This is a genomic window from Flavobacterium sp. CYK-55 (genome assembly GCF_018413465.1).
Taxonomy (GTDB): Bacteria; Bacteroidota; Bacteroidia; order Flavobacteriales; family Flavobacteriaceae; genus Flavobacterium.
In genome coordinates this window covers 88,181-108,746 of sequence record NZ_JAHCDK010000004.1, presented here as the reverse complement: position 1 = coordinate 108,746, position 20,566 = coordinate 88,181, and the positions used below count along the sequence as shown (strand labels likewise).

18 protein-coding genes are annotated in these 20,566 nt (G+C 39.5%); 7 read left to right on the top strand and 11 right to left on the bottom strand.

Going from position 1 to position 20,566, the window contains the following annotated elements:
* Nucleotides 1-2: 2 nt before the first annotated feature.
* The 5 genes from KIH23_RS06995 to KIH23_RS06975 all read right to left on the bottom strand — a co-directional run bounded on the left by KIH23_RS06995 (nucleotide 3) and on the right by KIH23_RS06975 (nucleotide 5,724).
* Nucleotides 3-1,349 (bottom strand): DEAD/DEAH box helicase, encoded by a 1,347-nt coding sequence (locus KIH23_RS06995; RefSeq protein WP_213212421.1) that lies wholly within the window; start codon nucleotides 1,347-1,349, stop codon nucleotides 3-5.
* A 50-nt stretch (nucleotides 1,350-1,399) separates the two neighbouring features.
* Nucleotides 1,400-2,434 carry a serine hydrolase gene (locus tag KIH23_RS06990; RefSeq protein ID WP_213212419.1) on the bottom strand — a complete coding sequence of 345 codons (1,035 nt, stop codon included), beginning with the start codon at nucleotides 2,432-2,434 and terminating at the stop codon, nucleotides 1,400-1,402.
* Between the two features lie 167 nt (nucleotides 2,435-2,601).
* A complete protein-coding gene (locus KIH23_RS06985) occupies nucleotides 2,602-3,366 on the bottom strand; it encodes a TIGR02757 family protein (RefSeq protein WP_213212417.1) in 765 nt (254 codons plus the stop codon).
* Nucleotides 3,363-5,057, bottom strand: a complete 1,695-nt coding sequence (locus tag KIH23_RS06980) for an LIC_10190 family membrane protein (RefSeq protein ID WP_213212415.1) — start codon at nucleotides 5,055-5,057, stop codon at nucleotides 3,363-3,365. Before KIH23_RS06980 ends, KIH23_RS06985 begins: the two co-directional genes overlap by 4 nt.
* Nucleotide 5,058: 1 nt before the next feature.
* On the bottom strand, nucleotides 5,059-5,724 hold the full coding sequence (locus tag KIH23_RS06975; RefSeq protein ID WP_213212554.1) for an ABC transporter ATP-binding protein: 666 nt from the start codon (nucleotides 5,722-5,724) through the stop codon (nucleotides 5,059-5,061).
* Between the two features lie 78 nt (nucleotides 5,725-5,802).
* On the opposite strand from KIH23_RS06975, the gene msrA reads away from it, so the two are divergent.
* Nucleotides 5,803-6,345: a peptide-methionine (S)-S-oxide reductase MsrA gene (gene msrA / locus KIH23_RS06970; protein WP_213212412.1), complete on the top strand. Its 543-nt coding sequence runs from the start codon at nucleotides 5,803-5,805 to the stop codon at nucleotides 6,343-6,345.
* Here the strand turns inward: msrA and KIH23_RS06965 are convergent.
* The 6 genes from KIH23_RS06965 to KIH23_RS06940 form a co-directional block, all read right to left on the bottom strand.
* Nucleotides 6,342-6,656, bottom strand: coding sequence for a DUF6787 family protein (locus KIH23_RS06965; RefSeq protein ID WP_213212411.1), 315 nt, complete (start codon nucleotides 6,654-6,656; stop codon nucleotides 6,342-6,344). The two genes, msrA and KIH23_RS06965, sit on opposite strands and share 4 nt — an antisense overlap.
* A gap of 31 nt (nucleotides 6,657-6,687) precedes the next feature.
* Entirely contained in the window at nucleotides 6,688-7,029 is a 342-nt protein-coding gene (locus tag KIH23_RS06960; protein WP_249684836.1) for a DUF6146 family protein, read from the bottom strand.
* A gap of 153 nt (nucleotides 7,030-7,182) precedes the next feature.
* Nucleotides 7,183-7,740: a DUF937 domain-containing protein gene (locus KIH23_RS06955; protein ID WP_213212409.1), complete on the bottom strand. Its 558-nt coding sequence runs from the start codon at nucleotides 7,738-7,740 to the stop codon at nucleotides 7,183-7,185.
* A gap of 84 nt (nucleotides 7,741-7,824) precedes the next feature.
* Complete coding sequence (locus tag KIH23_RS06950; RefSeq protein ID WP_213212407.1) at nucleotides 7,825-8,787, bottom strand: D-2-hydroxyacid dehydrogenase; 963 nt, start codon at nucleotides 8,785-8,787, stop codon at nucleotides 7,825-7,827.
* 192 nt (nucleotides 8,788-8,979) lie between these two features.
* A complete protein-coding gene (gene serC, locus KIH23_RS06945; protein ID WP_213212550.1) occupies nucleotides 8,980-10,050 on the bottom strand; it encodes a 3-phosphoserine/phosphohydroxythreonine transaminase in 1,071 nt (356 codons plus the stop codon).
* Between the two features lie 206 nt (nucleotides 10,051-10,256).
* A complete protein-coding gene (locus KIH23_RS06940) occupies nucleotides 10,257-11,315 on the bottom strand; it encodes an acyl-CoA reductase (protein ID WP_213212405.1) in 1,059 nt (352 codons plus the stop codon).
* Nucleotides 11,316-11,416: 101 nt separating this feature from the next.
* On the opposite strand from KIH23_RS06940, the gene KIH23_RS06935 reads away from it, so the two are divergent.
* The 6 genes from KIH23_RS06935 to KIH23_RS06910 all read left to right on the top strand — a co-directional run bounded on the left by KIH23_RS06935 (nucleotide 11,417) and on the right by KIH23_RS06910 (nucleotide 20,435).
* Nucleotides 11,417-11,767: a 4Fe-4S dicluster domain-containing protein gene (locus KIH23_RS06935; RefSeq protein ID WP_213212403.1), complete on the top strand. Its 351-nt coding sequence runs from the start codon at nucleotides 11,417-11,419 to the stop codon at nucleotides 11,765-11,767.
* Between the two features lie 134 nt (nucleotides 11,768-11,901).
* The gene (locus KIH23_RS06930; RefSeq protein WP_213212401.1) at nucleotides 11,902-13,068 is read left to right on the top strand and encodes a hypothetical protein; all 1,167 of its coding nucleotides are present in this window, start codon (nucleotides 11,902-11,904) and stop codon (nucleotides 13,066-13,068) included.
* A gap of 82 nt (nucleotides 13,069-13,150) precedes the next feature.
* Nucleotides 13,151-14,245 carry a redox-regulated ATPase YchF gene (ychF, locus tag KIH23_RS06925; RefSeq protein WP_213212399.1) on the top strand — a complete coding sequence of 365 codons (1,095 nt, stop codon included), beginning with the start codon at nucleotides 13,151-13,153 and terminating at the stop codon, nucleotides 14,243-14,245.
* 130 nt (nucleotides 14,246-14,375) lie between these two features.
* Complete coding sequence (locus KIH23_RS06920) at nucleotides 14,376-15,515, top strand: FIST signal transduction protein (protein WP_213212397.1); 1,140 nt, start codon at nucleotides 14,376-14,378, stop codon at nucleotides 15,513-15,515.
* 2 nt (nucleotides 15,516-15,517) lie between these two features.
* Entirely contained in the window at nucleotides 15,518-17,032 is a 1,515-nt protein-coding gene (locus KIH23_RS06915; protein ID WP_213212395.1) for an ATP-binding protein, read from the top strand.
* Between the two features lie 1,477 nt (nucleotides 17,033-18,509).
* Nucleotides 18,510-20,435 (top strand): ATP-binding protein, encoded by a 1,926-nt coding sequence (locus KIH23_RS06910; protein ID WP_213212393.1) that lies wholly within the window; start codon nucleotides 18,510-18,512, stop codon nucleotides 20,433-20,435.
* Nucleotides 20,436-20,566: the final 131 nt, after the last annotated feature.

Sequence of the window (20,566 nt, the reverse complement as noted above, 5' to 3'; positions counted from 1 at the left end):
TGCTATTTTTTTCCTTTTCTTTTTTGACTTTGTGTTTTTAACAGATTCCGGTTTACAGAACCATGTGTTTTCTTTTTGGTTTTAGATGGCCCGCCCAAATTGACTTTTTGGTTCTTTTTTGCCTTTTCCTGAAAAGCACCATCGCCCTCAAGTTTCGGTTTTTTGAGCAAGAATTTTACCGGTTGTCGGCTTTTTTCTGAACCAATGAGTTTATCTGAAATCTCAACATGTTCCGGAAAATCAACAACTTCAATTTCTCGATTCATCAAAACTTCTGCTTCAATTTTTCGTTCCTCTTCTTTAGGTGTAAAAAAACTGATGGCGTTACCGGTTTTGTCAGCGCGACCGGTTCTACCAATACGGTGAATATAAGTTTCAGGCGTTTCAGGCATTTCAAAATTAATCACATGTGTAATGTCTGAAATATCCAATCCGCGCGCCATGACATCGGTGGTGATGATACCCCTGAGGTTGCCGAGTTGGAATTCGGCCATCGTATTGAGGCGATAATTCTGTGATTTATTTGAATGGATAAGCCCAAATTCATGACCAAAATCTTCTTCAATTCCCTCAAAAATTAAATCAGCGTGTTTTTTATTGTTGACAAAAATCAAAACCCGGCTCATGGATTCATCTTTTAATAGATGTTTGAGCAAATTGATTTTGGTGTTAAAATTTGCTACCGGATAAGAAGACTGTGATATTTTTTCAATGGGTGTTCCTGAAGCTGCCAAGCTTACTTCTTGAGGGAAATCAAAGTAATCGTTTAAAACCGCATCAACATCATCAGTCATGGTGGCCGAAAACAAAATGTTTTGTCTTTTTGGTCGCATCATCGCCAAAATGGACGTGAGTTGTACTCTGAACCCGAGGTTGAGCATTTCATCAAATTCATCAATGACGAGTTTGGTTGTTTCGTCAAATCGAACTACGTTGTCTAGTGCCAAATCCATTACGCGACCGGGTGTTCCGACCAAAATATCAATGCCTTGATAAACGGCTGTTTTCTGTGTATTGATGTTTACTCCGCCATAAATGCCCAAAGTTCGCACCGACATATATTGGGTCAGCTTTTCAACTTCTTCGGTAACTTGTACCACAAGTTCGCGGGTGGGTACAAGAATTAATATTTTAGGTATATGCGAATGGCTAAACTTATACAGTTTGAGTAACGGAAGTAAATAGGCTAAAGTTTTTCCGGTTCCGGTTTGTGCAATTCCCATCATATCACGCCCAGACATGATCACCGGAAAAGATTTTTCTTGGATAGGGGTTGGCGTAGTATAGCCTAATTCGTCAATTGCTTTCTGAACTGATTTAGGTAAACCAAATTCTTCAAATGTGCTCATCTGCCGCTTAAGTTTGGCGCAAAGGTACACTTTTTATGAAACCTCAATGCTTATGATGCCGCTAAAGAAGTATTATCTCTGTTGCGCATAAACTGATAAACGGTAGTGGACAATTGTTTGATAACCTCAGGCAATTTATTCATGTCTTTTCCTTTGGTCATGATGGTTATAGTGTAGGGGCTATTATTCAAATATATCACAGCTGATTCACTCAAATGCTTTTCCATAGGGTCACCTGATTCACCAAATTTATGGGCAATTTTTATATCAGAGGGCAAGCCGGCCACCATGCCTTTTTTGAAATTGCATTTGGCAAGAAGTTCCGTAGCAAACTCAGAGTTTTTAGTGTTCAAGTATGAAGCATTATACAATGCCCTCATAAAATAAGTATATTCTCTAGAGGTAATCGGATAATTCTGTGCCGACAAATCAGGGCATTTCATACCAAAATCAGTAAAAACTTTTTTGAAAATTGTTTTGTCCATGTGGTCAAACAAAAGCGAAGTTGCATCGTTGTCTGAATATTCAATCATATAGCGCAATAGCTCTCGAACGGAGTAATTTTGGCCTACTTGAATAGATTTTGATAAATACTGCGGATGTTTATCAGCTATATAACGCCCTTTAAGGGTTAAGACTTTGTCAAGAGTTCCCGGGTGCAATTCTTCCATTTTTAGATAGGCTATCAGCTCCGGAACTTTCATTAATGAACCCGGCATATACTTTTCATCTGGGTTTATTCCCATCCATCCGTTAGAATTGTACTCTTTAATATAAATTGAAGCTGAGTTCAGATTGCCACTATTCTTGAAGTTGTCCACCATACTTGTAAGCGTGCTTTTTAACTGAGCAAGCTCGTCAGATTCGTATTGGTTGTCAACAAACAACAAGGGCTTAACATATTTATACCCATCTAACCTTTTTACATTGTAACCGCAGCTTTGCCCTATGCCGGCTTCTGAAATTTCTGTGGTTTCTGTGTTGGCGTATTTTCGAGAAATAATCGTAAAAGTGATTAGGTTAGAAACCAACAAAACAGCAATTACAACAAGAAGTGAAACTCTTTGTGAGATTATTTTTTTCATAGCAGGTTAAGTAGTTTTTTTATAAAATCTGAATTGGCGTCGCAAATTTAGCTCTAAATTTAAGAATATCCTTATTTTATGAGACAATTAACATGCGAGCCACCCTACTGAAAAAATGTTAAATTTTATAACCAGCTGATTATAAATTTTCAATCCTCTTTCTGATTCTAAAATCCTTCAAAAACACCAAGCCCAAAAAGAGCAAAATCGTATTTAACCGGATCAATCGCATTTAATTTTCTAAGGTTGGTATCAAGTTCTTCCAAAGCCGCAAAATCATTTTGTTTACGGGTCAACAAACCTAATTTTCTGGCAACGTTTCCCGAGTGAACATCTAAAGGACAAGAGAGTCTTGAGGTTGGAATACTTTTCCAAATACCTAAATCAACTCCGCGTCCGTCATCTCTAACCATCCAACGCAAGAACATATTGATTCTTTTGGCCGCAGAATTTTTCATCGGATCTGAAACATGCTTTTGTGTTCTGGCCTTGTGTTCAATTTCAAAAAATACATTTCGAAAATGATGAATATTGTTTTGTAATCGGTCGGTTTGCCCATTTTGACTAAAAACATTTTCAAGCCCATGATGGTTTTGGTAGATATTTTTGAGGGCAATTACAAAGGTTTGGGCATCAGTTGCGTTAAAAGTTCGGTGTACAAAACCTTCTAGTTTTTCAAGATCGTTTTCAGAGTGCGACATGACAAAATCATAAGGCGCGTTGCCCATCAAATTCATGAGTTTGTTGGTGCTGTTGATGATCATTTTTCGGTTGCCCCAAGCCAAAGTGGCCGCCAAAAATCCGGCTATTTCAATATCTTCTTTTACTGAAAACCGATGCGGAATCTGAATCGGATCAGAATCAATAAAAACCGGCCTGTTGTACAAATCTACCTTTTCGTCCAGAAATTCTTTAAGCTCGCTTTGGTTCATTGTTTTGGGGTTGATTTCGTATAAAATCCGTCGCTTAGATTTGCTCCGCGCATTTGCGGAACCACGCCTAGTGTTTGTTCAAAATAATCAATTTGCTCTTGGTTCACACACGGTAAATTTCCGTCGCCGTTGGCCCAAAAGAATTCACTTTGCACCGGAGCATTGTACTTTAAGTTCCGGTTTTGAACAACTTTATAGGTGGTTTGAAGTTTTGAATTTTTATGCGGAAAAATAACATTCTTGAATGAAAACGGACTGTTTTGACTGATGAGTTTGTTTTGGGTTAACCCATCAAAGTTCAACGGAAAAAACAATACAAAAGCGGTTGCCATAACAGAAATGGCATAAACGCCGGAAATGAATTTTTGATTCTGAATCAAACAAATCACAATAAAAAAGCCCCAAAAAAGCGTCAAATAAATAAAGTAACGATACACCGGAGAACTCAACAGCAACAGCGCAAATTCAATGACCGAAACGCCATAAATAAACCACAGCTCTTTTTTGTGGTGGAATTTGTAAATAAAAATCGGACTCATGAGCAAAATCAAAACAGTTGATACATTGATCAGGCCGCTTATTTTTGAGGCAAACAACCAACGCAGTGCGATTTGCAAAAAACTCATCGATTGATATTCTTGTGGTGTGACAAAAAACAGACACATTTTGCCGGAGTTAAAATAGAATTCGGCGCTGCTCAAAGGCACAGCAAAATCAACCGGCAACCTCAAATGCGTTAACGGAAAAAGCGGTAACCCCGATGTAATGGCGTTTTTGGTGACAAACAAAATTAAAGTCAACAAACCCAAAAAGCCGATGGGAAGTAATTGGTTGCTCCATTTTTTAAAATGCAGGGTCAAAACCAACAACGGAATCAAAATCAGCGCAAAGGCTGTAATCTTGACAAACAAAATAAAAAAGCCCAGCAATGCCATAAAATGAAAGTGGGCGATGTCTTCGCTTTTTAAATGTTGCATCAAATAATAAAACAGCATAAAACTCAAAACATAAACCGGAATATCCGGCGATGGCGCACTGATCAACTGAAAAAACAACACATTGGCCACCGGAAATAAACCCATGAGCAAATCAGCAATCTGGTGCGTTTTAAAGTATTCATGGAGTTTTAAAAACGCGAAAGTATTTCCGATGAGCAAACAAAATCCGCTTAAGTCATTGAAATTCTGATGCAAAAAAGAAAAACTAAATGCGCTCTGCAGGATGTGCCAACCACTGATTTGCCCGAGTGAAATATGCAAATTCGCCAAACCTTTAACCAGTCCATATTCATTGAGCCATTTGATGGTTTGGATGTAATAAGTTTCATTGTCAATCACAAACGGAGCCGTGGCACATTGCGCTATAATCAGCATCGTTACCACAGCTAAAAGCACTTTTATCAGAACCGAAAGCGCTTTTAAATCACCCACAAAATCTTGATAAATTTGGTGAATTTGCTTTTTGTTTGAAGCGTATATCAAGCCGTTGAGCGCCAATAAAAACAGATGAAACTCAATATTAATGCGGCCCCAAACCGCCCAAATCGAGCTCAGCATGGCCACTGAAAACAAGCCATAAATCAGCACCGGAATGAGTTGGTTGGTTTTTAATTTAATGAAATATGATAAGCCGAGCCCCAAATGAACACAAGTCAGCGCAATGTACATCCATGAAATTAAAATCAGTACCATTTTATCTACCGGATATTTGACCGTCTACCATCACGAGTTTACGGTCGGCCATTTGCGCGAGTTCTTCGTTGTGGGTCACAATCACAAAGGTTTGCCCAAGTTCATCGCGCAATTTAAAAAACAATTGGTGCAGGTTTTCGGCTGATAGCGTATCTAGATTGCCCGATGGTTCATCGGCAAAAATAACAGCCGGTTTATTAATGAGCGCTCTGGCTACGGCTACGCGTTGTTGTTCACCGCCCGAAAGTGCCGAGGGTTTGTGGTGTGCTCTTTCAGAAAGGCCTAAATATTCAAGCAATCTGAGCGCCTCGGTCTCGGTTTCTTTTTTGTCTTTTTGAGCGATGAATGCCGGAATACAAACGTTCTCAAGTGCTGTAAATTCGGGCAAAAGTTGATGAAACTGAAAGATAAAACCCAAATGATGATTTCGGAATTGCGACAAAGTCTTATCATTCATTTTTAAAATATCCTGACCGTCAATTTCAAGTTTTGTTCCTTCGTGAACGGTGGGTTTATCTAAGGTTCCGAGAATGTGCAACAAAGTAGTTTTACCGGCGCCCGAGGCTCCGACAATCGAGACAATTTCGCCTTTGGCTATAAACAAATCAACACCTTTGAGCACTTGAAGCTCGTCGTAGTTTTTAAAAATATTTTGCGCTGAAATCATGAGCTTTGAATGTCTTGCAAAGAAACAAATTTTTATCATCAAGCGCGTGTTTGTTTTATCTTTGCGCAAAACAATTCTATGCAAACTTCACTTTCAAAAGCTATTTTAGCCGGTGGATGCTTTTGGTGTACCGAAGCCGTCTTCTTGAACATTCGCGGCGTTCAAAAAGTCACACCGGGTTATATCGGCGGTCGTCGTCCGAATCCAACTTATGAGCAAATTTGCACCGGACATACCGGGCATGCTGAAGCCATTGAAATTGTTTTTGACCCGGCGGTTATTTCATTTGAAATGTTGCTCAACATCTTTTTTGCTACGCATGATCCAACCACGCTCAATCGTCAAGGCAACGACATCGGCACCCAATACAGAAGCTCGATTTTTTATGTAGATGAAGAACAAAAAAAAGCAGCAGAGACTTATTTAGCACAACTCAAAACCATGGAAATTTTTGATGCGCCGGTGGTGACACAACTTGAACAAGCGACGATTTTTTATGAGGCCGAATCATATCATCACAACTACTACAATCGCAATCCTGAACAAGGTTATTGCAGTTTTGTGATCAGCCCAAAGGTCAGTAAACTCAGGAAATATTTTGACGATTGGCTCAAAAGTTAATCTTTATTTTCTTTGGGCAATAAGAAACCCAAACGCATGCTGCGGAGTATTTTCTTTTCAAACTTCCAGAAGAATTCAAATTGCCCGAATAAAAAACCAATCAAGACCAACAACACTTGATAGATCGGAAAAATCAACAGCAACCGAACCGGTGTAAACCAAAAACCCAATTCTTCTTTGGTGATGCCCAACCACAAACAAAATGGTTTGGACAACCAAGCTGATGACGAACCCGTCAGCGCAAACACAATGATGATCACCGTAAGTTGCGTGTTTGATTGAATGTTCCAGCGCTGTTTAAAAGTAGGCATAAGTCAGAAATGAGAGCAAAGATAAGCCGATTTACAATCGTTGCTTGTATCGTTGCTGAAAATAGCTAAAATATTGATATAAAAGATAGTTGACTTCAAAGCCGTAGCGAATGTGCGGCTGATAGTCAATGCGCATTTCGTATAAATTCTGATTATATCGATTGTCCAATACGCGTTGGTTCCACTCAGAAACCCACATTCTGTTTTTGTTTTCAAGATAAACCAGTGAAAAATAATTTCTGGGTTTGGCGGTAGCGAGCCAACTGTCAAATCCGGGTTCGATGATGATGATTTCATACTCAATCGAATCATTGGCAATGCGCACCGTATCAGAAACTTTCCGAAAATCAACTGTTGGTTTTGGTTGGGTCAGATGTTTATTCCAAGCCGAACAGAGCACAACAACGCCTAGAAACAGAAATATTTTAAAACCGATTTTCACTTTCTTGAATTTGGCCTAAAGTTAGTCAAATAGGCTCAATCCACTTGCTTTTCAAATAGATTTAACATCAACCAACCTCTGGTTTTATCTGCCAAATAGTTTTCCGAGCAAACCGCCAATCCCGCCTTTTTTGCTCACAGCAGCCATCGCATCGCTCATATCAACTTTTCCGTCGGCGTTTTGATCGAGCCCAAACTGACCACCATATTGACTAATCGCATCCATCAAACCAGAACTACCTTGTCCGCCGGTAATCGCGCCCACCAAATCAGACATTTCAAAACCCTTGTGGTTCGGGTCTTTGGCATTATTGACCAAATTGCCCAATACTTGTGGTATTAAATTTCCGGCCACGCCCGAAGCTGCCTCACTGCTCAAACCAAATTTTTCACCCAAATCACCTGTGAGCTTTTCAGTGAGTTGTTGCACCACAGGGTTTGATGCATCGCCGGCATTGTTGCCTTGCATGAGTGTTGCCAAATCAGCAGTTCCGCCTTGTGCCGCGATGTTTTTTAAGCCTGAAAGGATTGATTCACTGGCCGTATTCATAACCTCTTGGTTATGTTCATTCGGAACCTCTGAATTGTTGACTACGGCGTCTTGACCAAATTGCTGTACGAGTTGTGTGAGTTGTTCAAACATGATTTTAAGGTATTAGCGTTCCATCAAATGTAATAAAAAAAGCCGAGCGTGAACCCGGCTTTTGTACTATAAATCTGAAGTAAATTACACTTTCTCTGATTTCATCAAACTGATGATTTGCTCGGCCAATTCAGTCCCGATTCGGTCTTGTGCTTCGAGCGTTGCGGCACCAATGTGCGGTGTGAGCGAAATCTTCGGATGCATCAAAATCTGAATCTCCGGATTCGGTTCGTTTTCAAAAACATCCAAACCGGCAAATAAAACTTTTTCTTCGTCCAAAGCAGCTATCAGCGCTACTTCGTCAATGACACCACCACGAGAGCAGTTAATAATGCCCACATTTTTTTTCATCGTTGCAATTTCATCGGCCCCAATCACATAACCTTCTTGCGCCGGAACGTGCAGTGTAATAAAATCAGCGTGCTTGATTACGTCTTCTAAAGGCTCAGTCACGATATCTACATTGATAAACTGACCGTTGTAAAAATCTACTTTAATCTGCGCGTTGTCTACAAATTTATCGGCGGCAATTACTTTCATACCCAAGCCCAAAGCCATTTTGGCCGTAGCTTGCCCAATGCGACCAAAGCCGATGATGCCGAGTGTTTTTCCGCGCAATTCAATACCGTTGGCATAGGCTTTTTTCAATCCGTCAAAATTGCTGTCGCCTTCAAGCGGCATATTGCGGTTGGCGTCTTGCAAAAAGCGCACACCGGTAAACAAATGAGCAAACACCAATTCTGCCACACTTTCTGACGACGAAGCCGGTGTGTTGATCACGTGAATGCCTTTGCTGCGCGCATAGTCTACATCAATATTGTCCATACCCACACCACCGCGACCGATGATTTTGAGGTTGGGGCAACTATCAATGAGTTCTTTGCGCACTTTGGTGGCACTGCGCACCAGTAAAATTTCAATCTGATTTGCATTCATATACGCAGACACTTGTTCTTGGGCTACTTTGGTGGTAATCACTTCGAATCCGCCTTTTTCAAGAGCAGCAATGCCGCTTTTTGAGATTCCGTCGTTGGCTAATACTTTCATTTATTTAGAGTTGCTGAGTTACTGAGCGACTGAGTTTAGGAGCTTTTCACTCGTTGATTATTTATTTTTTTTTTGAAGCTGTTCCGGCTGATTGTTTTTAAAGTGTTTTGCTAAAGCAAAAATACCTGACAGCCACTGGCTGTCCTCCTTTTAATTTCAAATAATCCGGGCTAGGGGGGCAGTACTGTTCGCTTAAGCTTTTTGTTCAAAAGCGCGCATCACCTCTACGAGTACCTGAACGCTCTCTAGCGGAAGCGCGTTATACATTGAGGCGCGATAACCACCCACCGAACGATGTCCTGCAATTCCTGAGATGCCTGCGGCTTTCCACATTTGGTCAAATTCAGCGGCTTTAGACTCGTCGTTGAGCAAGAACGTTGCGTTCATGGCGCTGCGGTCTTCTACTTGAGCGGTTCCTCTGAATAATGGATTGCGATCAATTTCATTGTAAAGCAATTCGGCTTTGGCGTTGTTGATTTTTTCCATGGCCGCAATGCCTCCGTTGTTTTTAATCCATTGCAAAGTGAGCAATGAGGCATACACCGGAAACACCGGCGGCGTGTTGTACATACTGTCGGCTTTGATGTGTTTCTGATAATCTAAAATACTCGGAATTGTGCGTCCGGTATGGCCCAGAATTTCTTCTTTGACCACCACCAAAGTCGTTCCGGCAGGGCCCATATTTTTCTGAGCTCCGGCGTAAATCAAATCAAATTGTGAAAAATCTAAAACGCGCGAGAAAATATCCGAACTCATATCGCACACCATCGGAATGCCCGTTTTCGGAAAGCTTTTCATCTGTGTTCCAAAAATGGTGTTGTTGCTCGTGCAGTGAAAATAATCTGCATCAGCCAGAATTGTATAATCTTTCGGAATAAAGTTGTAATTGGCGTCTTTTGAAGAGGCAACCACTTCAGTCTGACCAAACAATTTAGCTTCTTTGATGGCGTTGTTGGCCCAAGTTCCGGTGTCAAGATAAGCGGCTTTCCCGTTTTCTTTCATCAAATTATACGGAACCATCAAAAATTCCATACTGGCGCCGCTGCTCAAAAACAAAGCTTGATAACCTTTGCCGGTAAGCCCGAGGAGTTCTAAAACCAAAGCGCGCGCTTCATCCATAACGGCGATAAAATCTTTGCTGCGGTGCGAAATTTCTAAAATCGATAAGCCGGATCCGTTAAAATCCAAAATAGCTTGTGCTGATTTTTCAAAAACTTCTTGTGGCAGTATGCATGGACCTGCGCTGTAATTGTGTTTCTTGATGACTTCGGTGAGCATAGTATAAAAATTTAAGCAGCAAATCTCGGAATTGCATTCGATTACAACAATTTATTCTACGCTCAGTTTTGTATATGTTATTAACGAAAACGTTGTAGTTAATAAACAAAAAGCGGTAGTTTATCGGTATTTGTTGCGAAATTTTCTTTGATTTTAGATTTTTACTGAATAAAATCTTCTAAAATTACTTTTTACAAATTCAATAAAAAATCCAAAGTATCTACATGATCTGCATAATCCCAAAGTTCGGGTTTTTGTGTTTTTCCAAACGGAATGCTGCCTTGAATCAAATGGTCAGACACGATGCATTGCAATAAATCACGGTCTGTTTCAAGTCTGGTTTTCACATCTTCAATTGAATCGTAATATTCATAAAAAACACTTGAAATAGGCGAGGCGTAACTGCTGTCTTCTTTGATGGTCAAAAAACCGTTGTCGAGAATTTTAAAATTGCTCATCAAAAAAACCGCTTTGTTGTAATCATAGTTGTTGGCGTATTTGGGGTAGTGAATCACGTCTTGATAGGCAAACATCGCTTCAAAAAAGCGCGTAAAATCATAACCTTTGGGTACAAACAATTTTGATACGTTGCGGCAACCAAGGCCAAAATACCTAAAAATATCTTCGCCCAAAGCCACGAGTTGTTCTTGAGTTTCTTGTCCGTTTAAAACCGCCACTGAATTTCGCGATTTGCGAATAATACTCGGTTTGTCTTTAAAATAATATTCAAAATAACGCGCAGTATTGTTGCTTCCGGTGGCAATCACAGCATCATAGTTTTCGAGCTGGCCGGATGTAAAAGTGATTTGATTTTTAAATTCAGGCAAAACCGCACACAGATATTCAGCCAAAAAAGGCAATAATTTTTGATCGTTTGATGAGGTCTTCACCAAAACGTTGTGGCCAGAAACCAGCACCGATAAAAAATCGTGAAAACCCACCAGCGGAATATTTCCGGCCAAAACCAAACCTACAGTTTTGGGCGCAACTTCTTTTTCTGTATAAGCCGAAAGCCACTGACGGAGGTTTTCTTCGGTCAAAGCCTCAGCCCATGATTGCACCGCAAAATACACTTGTTCTGGCGTAAACCAACCGTTGTGCGAGGGCGAGAGCTCAATGAGCGCCTCAAAACGATCAAAAAACAAATCATTGTGTTTTACAGCTGTATTGCGCGTGGTGTTGTTTGGTGAAAACTGGGCCAGAAACTTTCCTAATTCTGTAAAACTTTTGATTTTATCGTTTTGTGACATTCGTTACTTGTTTATATACAGTTTTGATTGTAATTTTGCAGCAAAAATAAGCAAAATAACCTAGAGAATCGGTCTATATCCTCTTCAAACAAACAATAATTATGGCAATAATAATCACTGACGAATGCATCAATTGCGGGGCTTGCGAGCCAGAATGTCCGAATACCGCTATTTATGAAGGTGCTGATGATTGGCGTTATAAAGACGGAACCAAATTGCACGGAAAAGTAGTTTTACCCGACGGAACTGAAGTAGACGCCGATGCACCGCAAAGACCGGTTTCTGATGATATTTATTATATCGTTCCGAGTAAATGCACCGAGTGTAAAGGTTTTCACGAAGAGCCACAATGTGCGGCAGTTTGTCCGGTAGATTGTTGTATACCAGATGATAACCATGTTGAATCAGAAGAAACCTTGCTCAACAGACAAGCTTTTTTACACAACGAATAAGAAATTTCCTGAATTTATTTCAGGATTTTTTTTGTCAATTTCTTTCAGATTTATATTTTTAACCCAGATAGATTATTTTGATTTGGTTATTGTGTTGAAAAAATCTCAATATATCTGTTAAAATCTAGGGTTATATGCTAAAAAGAATAGCATTCATTTTTGTTTTACTTTCAATTTCTGTTTCTGCCCAAAAGGTGGAGCGCATTCTTATCCTTCAAGATGAAGAAACGCACCAGCCTATTGAGGATGCCACAGTCACGATTCTTAAAACCAAGCAAAATTTACTCAGTAATGCTGAAGGCATCGTGACTTTTGAACTCACCGGTGCGTCTAATATTCAAATCAGGCATTCGTCTTATTTACCGGTTAATATTCGTTCGTTGTCGCTCAAAGAAAAATCAACGGTGGTCTATTTGCGCAATAATGTTACTGATCTAGAAGAGATTTTAGTATTCAACAAACACCCGCAAAAAATATTAGCTTCACTTATTGAAAATTCAAAACTAAAACTAACGGTTCCCGGCCGACTTAAGGTGTACTCCCGCGAGTTTTTTAAACTCAATGGCAATTATGCCTATTACAACGATGGGCTTATGAATTTTCAGTTGCTCGGCAAATCCAAAAACATAGATGCGGTTATACTGGTGGAGCAAAACCGCTCGCGAAGCCTTATTGAACAAGACGTGATTCCGGATTTATTGGGCTACAACCTCAATGACATCATGGAGAATTACTACAACTTTAAGTACCTCAATCCGCTGTTGGTGTCTGAAGCGCGCCGCGATTACGATTTTGTGATTAAAGTTTACTCAAAAAACAAAGAGTTCAATATCATCAGTGCTGTTCCTAATGAAAATTCGTCGGGTATGCACGATGATTTCTCGATTATTTATGATCCGAAACGCAAATTAATTGTTGAAGTTAGCTCAAGTGTTTCGCCCGCAGTTTTGGCGCAACTCAAAGACAAAACCAGAGTTGGGGCCAAAAACGTCTACAAATCAATGTATAAAAATATATACAAAATTCAGAACAACAACTACTACTTGCTGAGTTCAAAAGAAGAAATCGGTTTTGAAAAAGTTGAGAAAGACAAAAACAAAGACATTGAAGTGCGGAACTATTTTTTAACGACTCAGTTTAGTACCCAAAATTACACCTACAAAGAATCTGAGGTTTTCAAAGACAAAACACTGTACAATAAAAAAGATATTGTGTTGTCAAAATATTGGGAAGAATCAGGCTTAACAGCCACCGAAGAAGAGCAAAAAGTGCTCGAAACGCTCGATGAATTACCCGAATAAAATTTACCCAAAACCGCGCTTTTAAAAAAGATTTAAACCGTTATATTTGCACACCTTTTTTAACGGTTAATCTCCACTCAATATGAAAGCAGGAATTGTCGGATTGCCCAACGTCGGGAAATCAACTTTGTTTAATTGTTTGTCTAACGCCAAAGCACAAAGCGCTAACTTTCCGTTTTGTACCATTGAGCCCAATATTGGTGTGGTCAACGTTCCCGATCCGCGCATTGTGCGTTTAGAAGAGCTCGTTAAACCCGAACGTGTACAAATGGCAACCGTTGATATTGTTGATATTGCAGGTTTGGTCAAAGGGGCCAGCAAGGGTGAAGGATTAGGAAATCAATTCCTCGGAAACATCCGCGAATGCAACGCCATCATACACGTTTTGCGCTGTTTTGACAACGACAATATTGTGCATGTGGACGGCAACGTAAACCCCATCCGCGACAAAGAAACCATTGATGTTGAGTTGCAGTTAAAAGATTTAGAAACAGTTGAAAAACGCCTTGAAAAAGTAAATCGCGCGGCCAAAACCGGCAACAAAGAAGCGCAAGCCGAAAAAGCACTTTTAGACCGCATTCGCGAAGCTTTATTGCAAGCAAAATCAGCCAGAACGGTAGTTTTGCAAAACCAAGATGAAGAAGCATTAATGCAAGATTTTCAGCTCATTACCAACAAACCTGTTTTGTATGTGTGTAATGTTGATGAAGGTTCGGCCGTACACGGAAACAAATATGTAGAGCAAGTTCGTGAACTCGTGAAAGACGAAGATGCAGAAGTAATTATTCTTTCGGTGGGTGCCGAGGCAGATATCACCGAGTTAGAAAGCTACGAAGAACGACAAGTTTTTCTGGAAGATATGGGTTTAACCGAACCGGGTTCAGCCGTTTTGATTCGCGCTGCCTATAAGTTGCTCAAATTGCAAACGTATTTTACAGCCGGAGTCAAAGAAGTACGCGCTTGGACCATTAATGTAGGGGATACAGCGCCAAAAGCAGCCGGTGTAATTCACACTGATTTTGAAAAAGGATTCATCCGCGCTGAAGTGATTGCCTACGAAGATTTCTCACAATACGGCTCAGAAGCCAAAGTTAAAGAAGCCGGAAAACTGCGTGTTGAAGGCAAAGAATATATTGTCAAAGACGGTGATGTGATGCATTTTAGATTCAATGTCTAAATTGATTGTCAAACAAATACTACAAAGCCTGTAAATTATTTACAGGTTTTTTTGTTTATTCCATTCGCATTGCTTTACTTTATACAACCCAAAACTATTTAAAACTCTTTTTTATTCAAGGAGCAAACACATGAATGTAGAACAACTGCTGATCAGTACTTCCAATCAATCTTCAACTGTTTTTCAGCATTCAGGTTTTGATGCGCAAAAAGCAACACTGGTTTTGGCCTTTGGTCAAAGAACACTTCTTGAAGATGCACGTCCGTTTACTTTTTTAAAATCTAAATATCCCAACGCTCAAATTGTTATTTGTTCGTCATCGGGGCAAATATCAAATCAATGTGTTATTGAAGATGATATCGTTGCAACGGCAATTCAATTTGAAAAAACACAAGTCAAAGCTACCGTTGTTGATATCATCTCAAATGCAAACTTACCTGATTTAGGAACCCAAATAAAAAATGATTTAGGCGCTGATGACCTCAAAGGAATTCTGGTGCTTTCAGAAGGCAGCAAGGTCAACGGAACCGAACTTATTGAAGAACTTATTGGTAAAACCAATAAAGAGATTCCCATTTTTGGCGGGTTGGCCGGCGATGAATACCACTTTGAAAAAACCATCGTAGGTCTGAATCAAGATGCCTCGGCAGGTAAGATTGTAGCCATCGGGTTTTACGGTCAAAACATCTGCTTTGGCTTTGGATCAGAAGGCGGTTGGGGCGACTTTGGCCCTGAACGCGAAGTAACCCAATCACACAAAAATGTTTTATACAAAATCGGCGATCGCCATGCCTTAGATTTATACAAAGATTATTTGGGTAAATATGCCGATGAATTGCCGGGCTCGTCGCTGTATTTTCCGCTATCCATGCGTGAAAAAGACAGCAATACATCAGTAGTCAGAACCATTTTGTCAATTGATGAAGAAAACAAATCAATGACTTTTGCCGGAAACCTACCCGAAGGTTCGTCGGTTCGATTGATGAAAGCTAATACCGATAGGCTCATTGAAGCTTCGGCTCAAGCCGCTGTCAAAGCCCAAAATAAAGTCTCAGCACATCAGTTGGCTTTGTTGGTTAGTTGTGTTGGACGTCGCATAGTGTTGGACGATCGCGTTGAAGAAGAACTCGAAATCGTCAAAGATACCTTTGGTCAAGCAACTATATTATGCGGATTTTATTCGTACGGCGAAATTTCACCTACGCTTGATCATGTGGCTTGTGAACTGCACAATCAAACCATGACCATAGCCACTATGTTTGAATTATAACCATGGACAAGTCACAACTTCATAGAAATCTAAAGCGACAACTCGATAAGTTTCTGAGTGAAGAATTCATTGAGCAAAATCCTGCGCTGCAATCTTTTATCAAAGTAGTCAACCAAACCTACAATAATTACGATAAAGATGCCGAACTTTCAGAGCAATCCTCACAACTCAATGACAAAGAATACGCCGATATAACCTCTAAACTCAAAGACGAACTCGAAAAAAGAAGGTTCTTTCAAAAAAAACTCGTCGAGGCCATCAAACAACTCAATGCCGAAGGACATGAATTAGACGATGAAAACCTACTTGATTTGTTGCACATACTGCACAAAGAGATAGAAATCAAAGCTGAAATTCAAAAAAAGTTATACGATTCTATAGCCGATACCAAGAAGGCCAATGATGCCAAGTCTGATTTTTTATCTATTATGAGTCATGAAATCAGAACCCCACTCAACGCCATTATTGGTTTGATCTACATTATGGAAAAAGAAAACTCACTACAGAGTTTTCATGAAAATATTGAAGTATTAAAGAATTCGGCCCAAAATTTATTCTTGCTCATCAACGATATTCTTGACTTTAGCAAAATTGAAGCCGGCAAAGTTGACATCGAGAAAATACCGTTTAACCTGCAAGACTTAATTCATCAAATTGCCAAATCAATGGAGGCTCGAGCCTCAGAAAACCTCAATACCATTGAAGTAATTGCCGATACTGACTTTGTGCCCAATTTAATCAGTGACCCCTTACGCATCAATCAAGTGGTGACTAATTTGGTATCAAATGCAATTAAATTTACCTATGAAGGTAAAATCAAAATCAGGCTCAAACAAATTGCCGTACAAAGCAATTTCTCAACCTTTAAAATTGAAGTTATTGACAGCGGAATAGGTATTGAACCCAGTAAGTTTGAAACTATTTTTGAAAAATTCTCTCAAGCCGAAACCAAAACCTCACGCTTATACGGCGGCACCGGACTAGGGCTGGTGATCACCAAAAAGCTACTGGCGTTATTGGGCTCAGAAATTAAATTTGAAAGCGAAGTAGGCGTGGGCTCAAACTTTTACTTCACGATGCATTTGCCTATTGACCTCAAACACGCAGCCGTCAATACCCACGATTTGCACGACGATTACAAAGAAGAAAACCTCAAAGGACTCAAAGTTTTGCTCGTTGAAGACAACCTCATCAACACCAAAATTGCCCAAAAAATCATGAGCCAATGGGATGTTGAGGTTGACACAGCCGAGAACGGGCTTGTTGGCATTGAAAAATACAACCAAAACCACTATGATGTTATCCTCATGGATCTCTCTATGCCTGTGATGGATGGTTACGATGCTACCATCAGTATTCGTCAGACCGATAAACTCATACCCATTATTGCACTCACCGCTTCGGCCTCATTTGGCTATCTGGATCGCGCCCTGCAAATTGGCATCAACGAATACATCATCAAGCCTTTTAACCCCAAAGAACTCAATATGAAGTTGGGGAAATATTATCAGAAGTAGAGACTGAGCGGCTGAGTGCCTGAGCTTATTGATTAACGATTGAAGATTAACGATTTTTGATTTTTGAAGTAATTGAATTCGTGAAACCGATAAACATCACTTCTTTCCAACAGCGCAGCAGGCTATAATAATGAACGACCCGAGCTGTAGGCGAATTGAATGGAGCGCAGCGGTTTGGAATGATTAACGATTGAAGATTAACGATTTTTTGATTTTTGAAGTAATTGAATTCGTGAAACCGATAAACATCACTTCTTTCCAACAGCGCAGCAGGCTATAATAATGAACGACCCGAGCCCTAGGCGAATTGTATGGAGCGCAGCGGTTTGGAATGATTAACGATTGAAGATTAACGAACTTTGATTTTTGAAGTAATTGAATCCGTGAAACCGAGACCATCCCTTTTGTCCTAAAGCGCAGCGGTCTGTAGTGCAACGTGTCCGTAGGCGCAGCCGTGTCTATAGCGCAGCGTGTCTATAGCGCAGCGTGTCCCTCAACCACCTAGCCACAAACCGTATCTAAAAACACCTTGTTTTTCTTAATAATTTGTTAAAGCCTTAAGGTAGATTTTCTGTAAAAATACCCAAAAAAGCGCTTTTTTGCCGTTGTTTTTAAGTGCTGTTTGTGCGTAAAAAAGCCAGTCAATAAAGGTTGTATGAGGTTTTTTTAGTATGGAGCAGGTGGGGGGAGTACTGCTTCTTAAAATTTTGTTAAAGTTGTTGGCAAGCCCATTGCCCATAACGCCCATTTTGCGCTCTGAAAGGTTCGAGATCCAAAACAGATTTAAGGCACCTTTGTAGCACAAAACGGCTTTTTTCTCGAACAGACTGCCTTGAACCTGCCTTCAATCTGCTACAAACCCTTTTTAAAAATGCCGGAATTATAACTCTTTTCGTACAAAAAAGCCTTTTTTTGCAATTTTAACATTTTTGGGGTGCTACCCCCGCTGTGCGAAAGCCATTTTGGCATAAATTTGTATAGCGCTTTACCAGCACCGTTGTGGGAGCTCTGGCCTTTAACAGTACCAGCGCAGTGCGTGTCGAACCCAACATTGGCGGCTACTGAGCGCAGCGGTCATGGCCGTACGTGTGCGGTGGTTGGTGGAATTTGGGTGTGGTGGATAGTTGCGTGAAACTGTGGGGTTTGGTGTGGGGTACGCTACGCTATACACGCGTCGTTGTATGAATTACGAATTATGAATTACGAATTAGGCTTTAAAATAAACTTCTCAACCTTTTACTCTTTTTAAACTTGTATTGCTAATGGAGCACTTGAGAAGGGAAGTGTCTGAGATTGCTCTTGTGTTGGAATGAGGAGAACGATTGCTGCGCTGAATGAATTACGAATTAGGCTTCAATATAAACTTCTCAACCTTTTATTCTTTTTAAACTTGTATTGCTACCTGAGCACATGTTAGGTGACGTTTTGCTAGTAAATTACCTGCTATTTGTGTATTTTTGGATTTTAATTTTCTTACATGAAATCTGCTCAAGAACTTTTTAATCAGTTAAATTCTCTAGATGAAACGCCTTGGATTGAGGCTAAGCTAAGCAGTGAAGCAGGAAAATCATTAATGGAAACTATTAATGCATATTCAAATGAACCAGGATTGCAAGAGGGTTATATTTTAATTGGAGTATCAGCAGTTCAGGATTCTCTTTTTCCTCAGTACATAGTTGTAGGGGTTGAAAACCCTGATAAGATTCAACAAGAAATAGCTACTCAATCTGCAATTATGTTCAATCTGCCAGTCAGGCCAATTATATCAGTCGAGAAACTTGAAGGCAAAAATGTTATTGTGGTAAAAATTAAAGAATTAGATAACCTCCAAAAACCGCTATATTTTACAAAAATGGGCTTGCCCAGCGGCGCTATGAGGCGAATTGGTTCATCAGACATGCATTGTACTGAAGATGACATGGTCATTTTTTACAATAATTTTGGTAAAAGTTATGATAAAACGCCTGTCGAAGGGACAAGTATCAATGATATTGATGAAAGCGCAATAAATAGATATAGAAATTTAAGAGCTAAAGTTTTACCTACAGCTGAGGAATTGACTTATGAGGATGATGAATTATTAACTGCTTTAGGTTGCCTTGAAAATGGAGTTTTAACATTAGCCGGTCTCCTTCTTTTTGGTAAATCATCTGCTCAGAGAAGAACTTTTCCTATGTTGAGAGTTGACTACATAAGAGTTCCCGGTAATGTCTGGGTTGAAAATCCTGAATCAAGGTTCACTTCAATCGATATGAGAGGTCCATTACTTTTAAATGTTTATAAAGTAATTGAGGCAATCAATACTGATTTACCGAAAGGTTTTCTGATGGATAAAGATCAAATTCAAGCACAAGTAACAGGATTACCAATATTGGCGCTCAGAGAAGCTATCGTAAATGCTTTAATGCATAGATCATATAGGGAACACAAACCAACACAAATAATTAGATATGATAATAGAATTGAAATTATAAATCCGGGATTCTCTCTCAAGCCTGAAGATAAATTAGGTTTCCCAGGATCAGAAACAAGAAATTCTTTTATTGCTGCCGTTTTCCATGAAACAAATTTAGCAGAAACCAAAGGATCTGGGATAAGAGCAATGAGAAGATTGATGATTGATGCTAAACTTGCTCCTCCTACTTTTGAATCTAGTAGAGAAGATAATGAATTTATAGCCAGATTATTATTACATCATTTTCTTGATGAAAAAGATTTGGTTTGGCTTAATCGATTCAATTCTTTCAATCTTAATGATTCTCAGAAACAAGCTTTAATTTTTGTTCGTGAAGTTGGAGCTATTGATAATTTGACATATCGTCAAATGTCAGACTGTGATGCTCTTAAAGCTACTACAGATTTGCGTTCTTTGAGAAAGTTGAATTTATTAACCCTTTTTGGTAAAGGTAAGGCTACTTATTATAGACCTGGAGAACAATTAAGTGACAGAATGCCCAGTATAGAACTTAAAGAAATTAATACAGAACCTAATTTAATTAGTACAGAACCTAATTTAATTAGTACAGAACCCAAATTCACTAGTACAGAAGTTCTAAATCTCAATGTGGTTGATAATGAAATTGTTGAAATTTCAGATGAAGGTTTGAGTACAGAAGCTAGAGAAATTAATAGAAAAACATTATTGGAAGAATTACCTTTTAGACTACAAGGTAAAATTTATCACATGCGTGGTAGAGAGACTACAGAAACCATAGAGAATATCATTATTGAAATATGCACAATTCGACCATTTAAGCTTGCAGAATTGGGTAGTATTCTCGATAAAGGGGATAATTATTTGAGCCGAAAATATTTAAAACCTTTGATAGATAAAAATAGACTCAGATTTTTGCATTCTGACATGATTAATCACCCAAATCAGGCTTATTTAGCTGTAGTTTAAAATGTTGCCTAACGGTTTGCAGGTATATTTTTTGGATGATGAGCGAGTCGCGGTTACTCCACTAAGATAGAGTTTTGTTTGTGAAAAACAGGCTAGAAGCTTGAAAAATAAAGCCATAAGTCATGACCGCG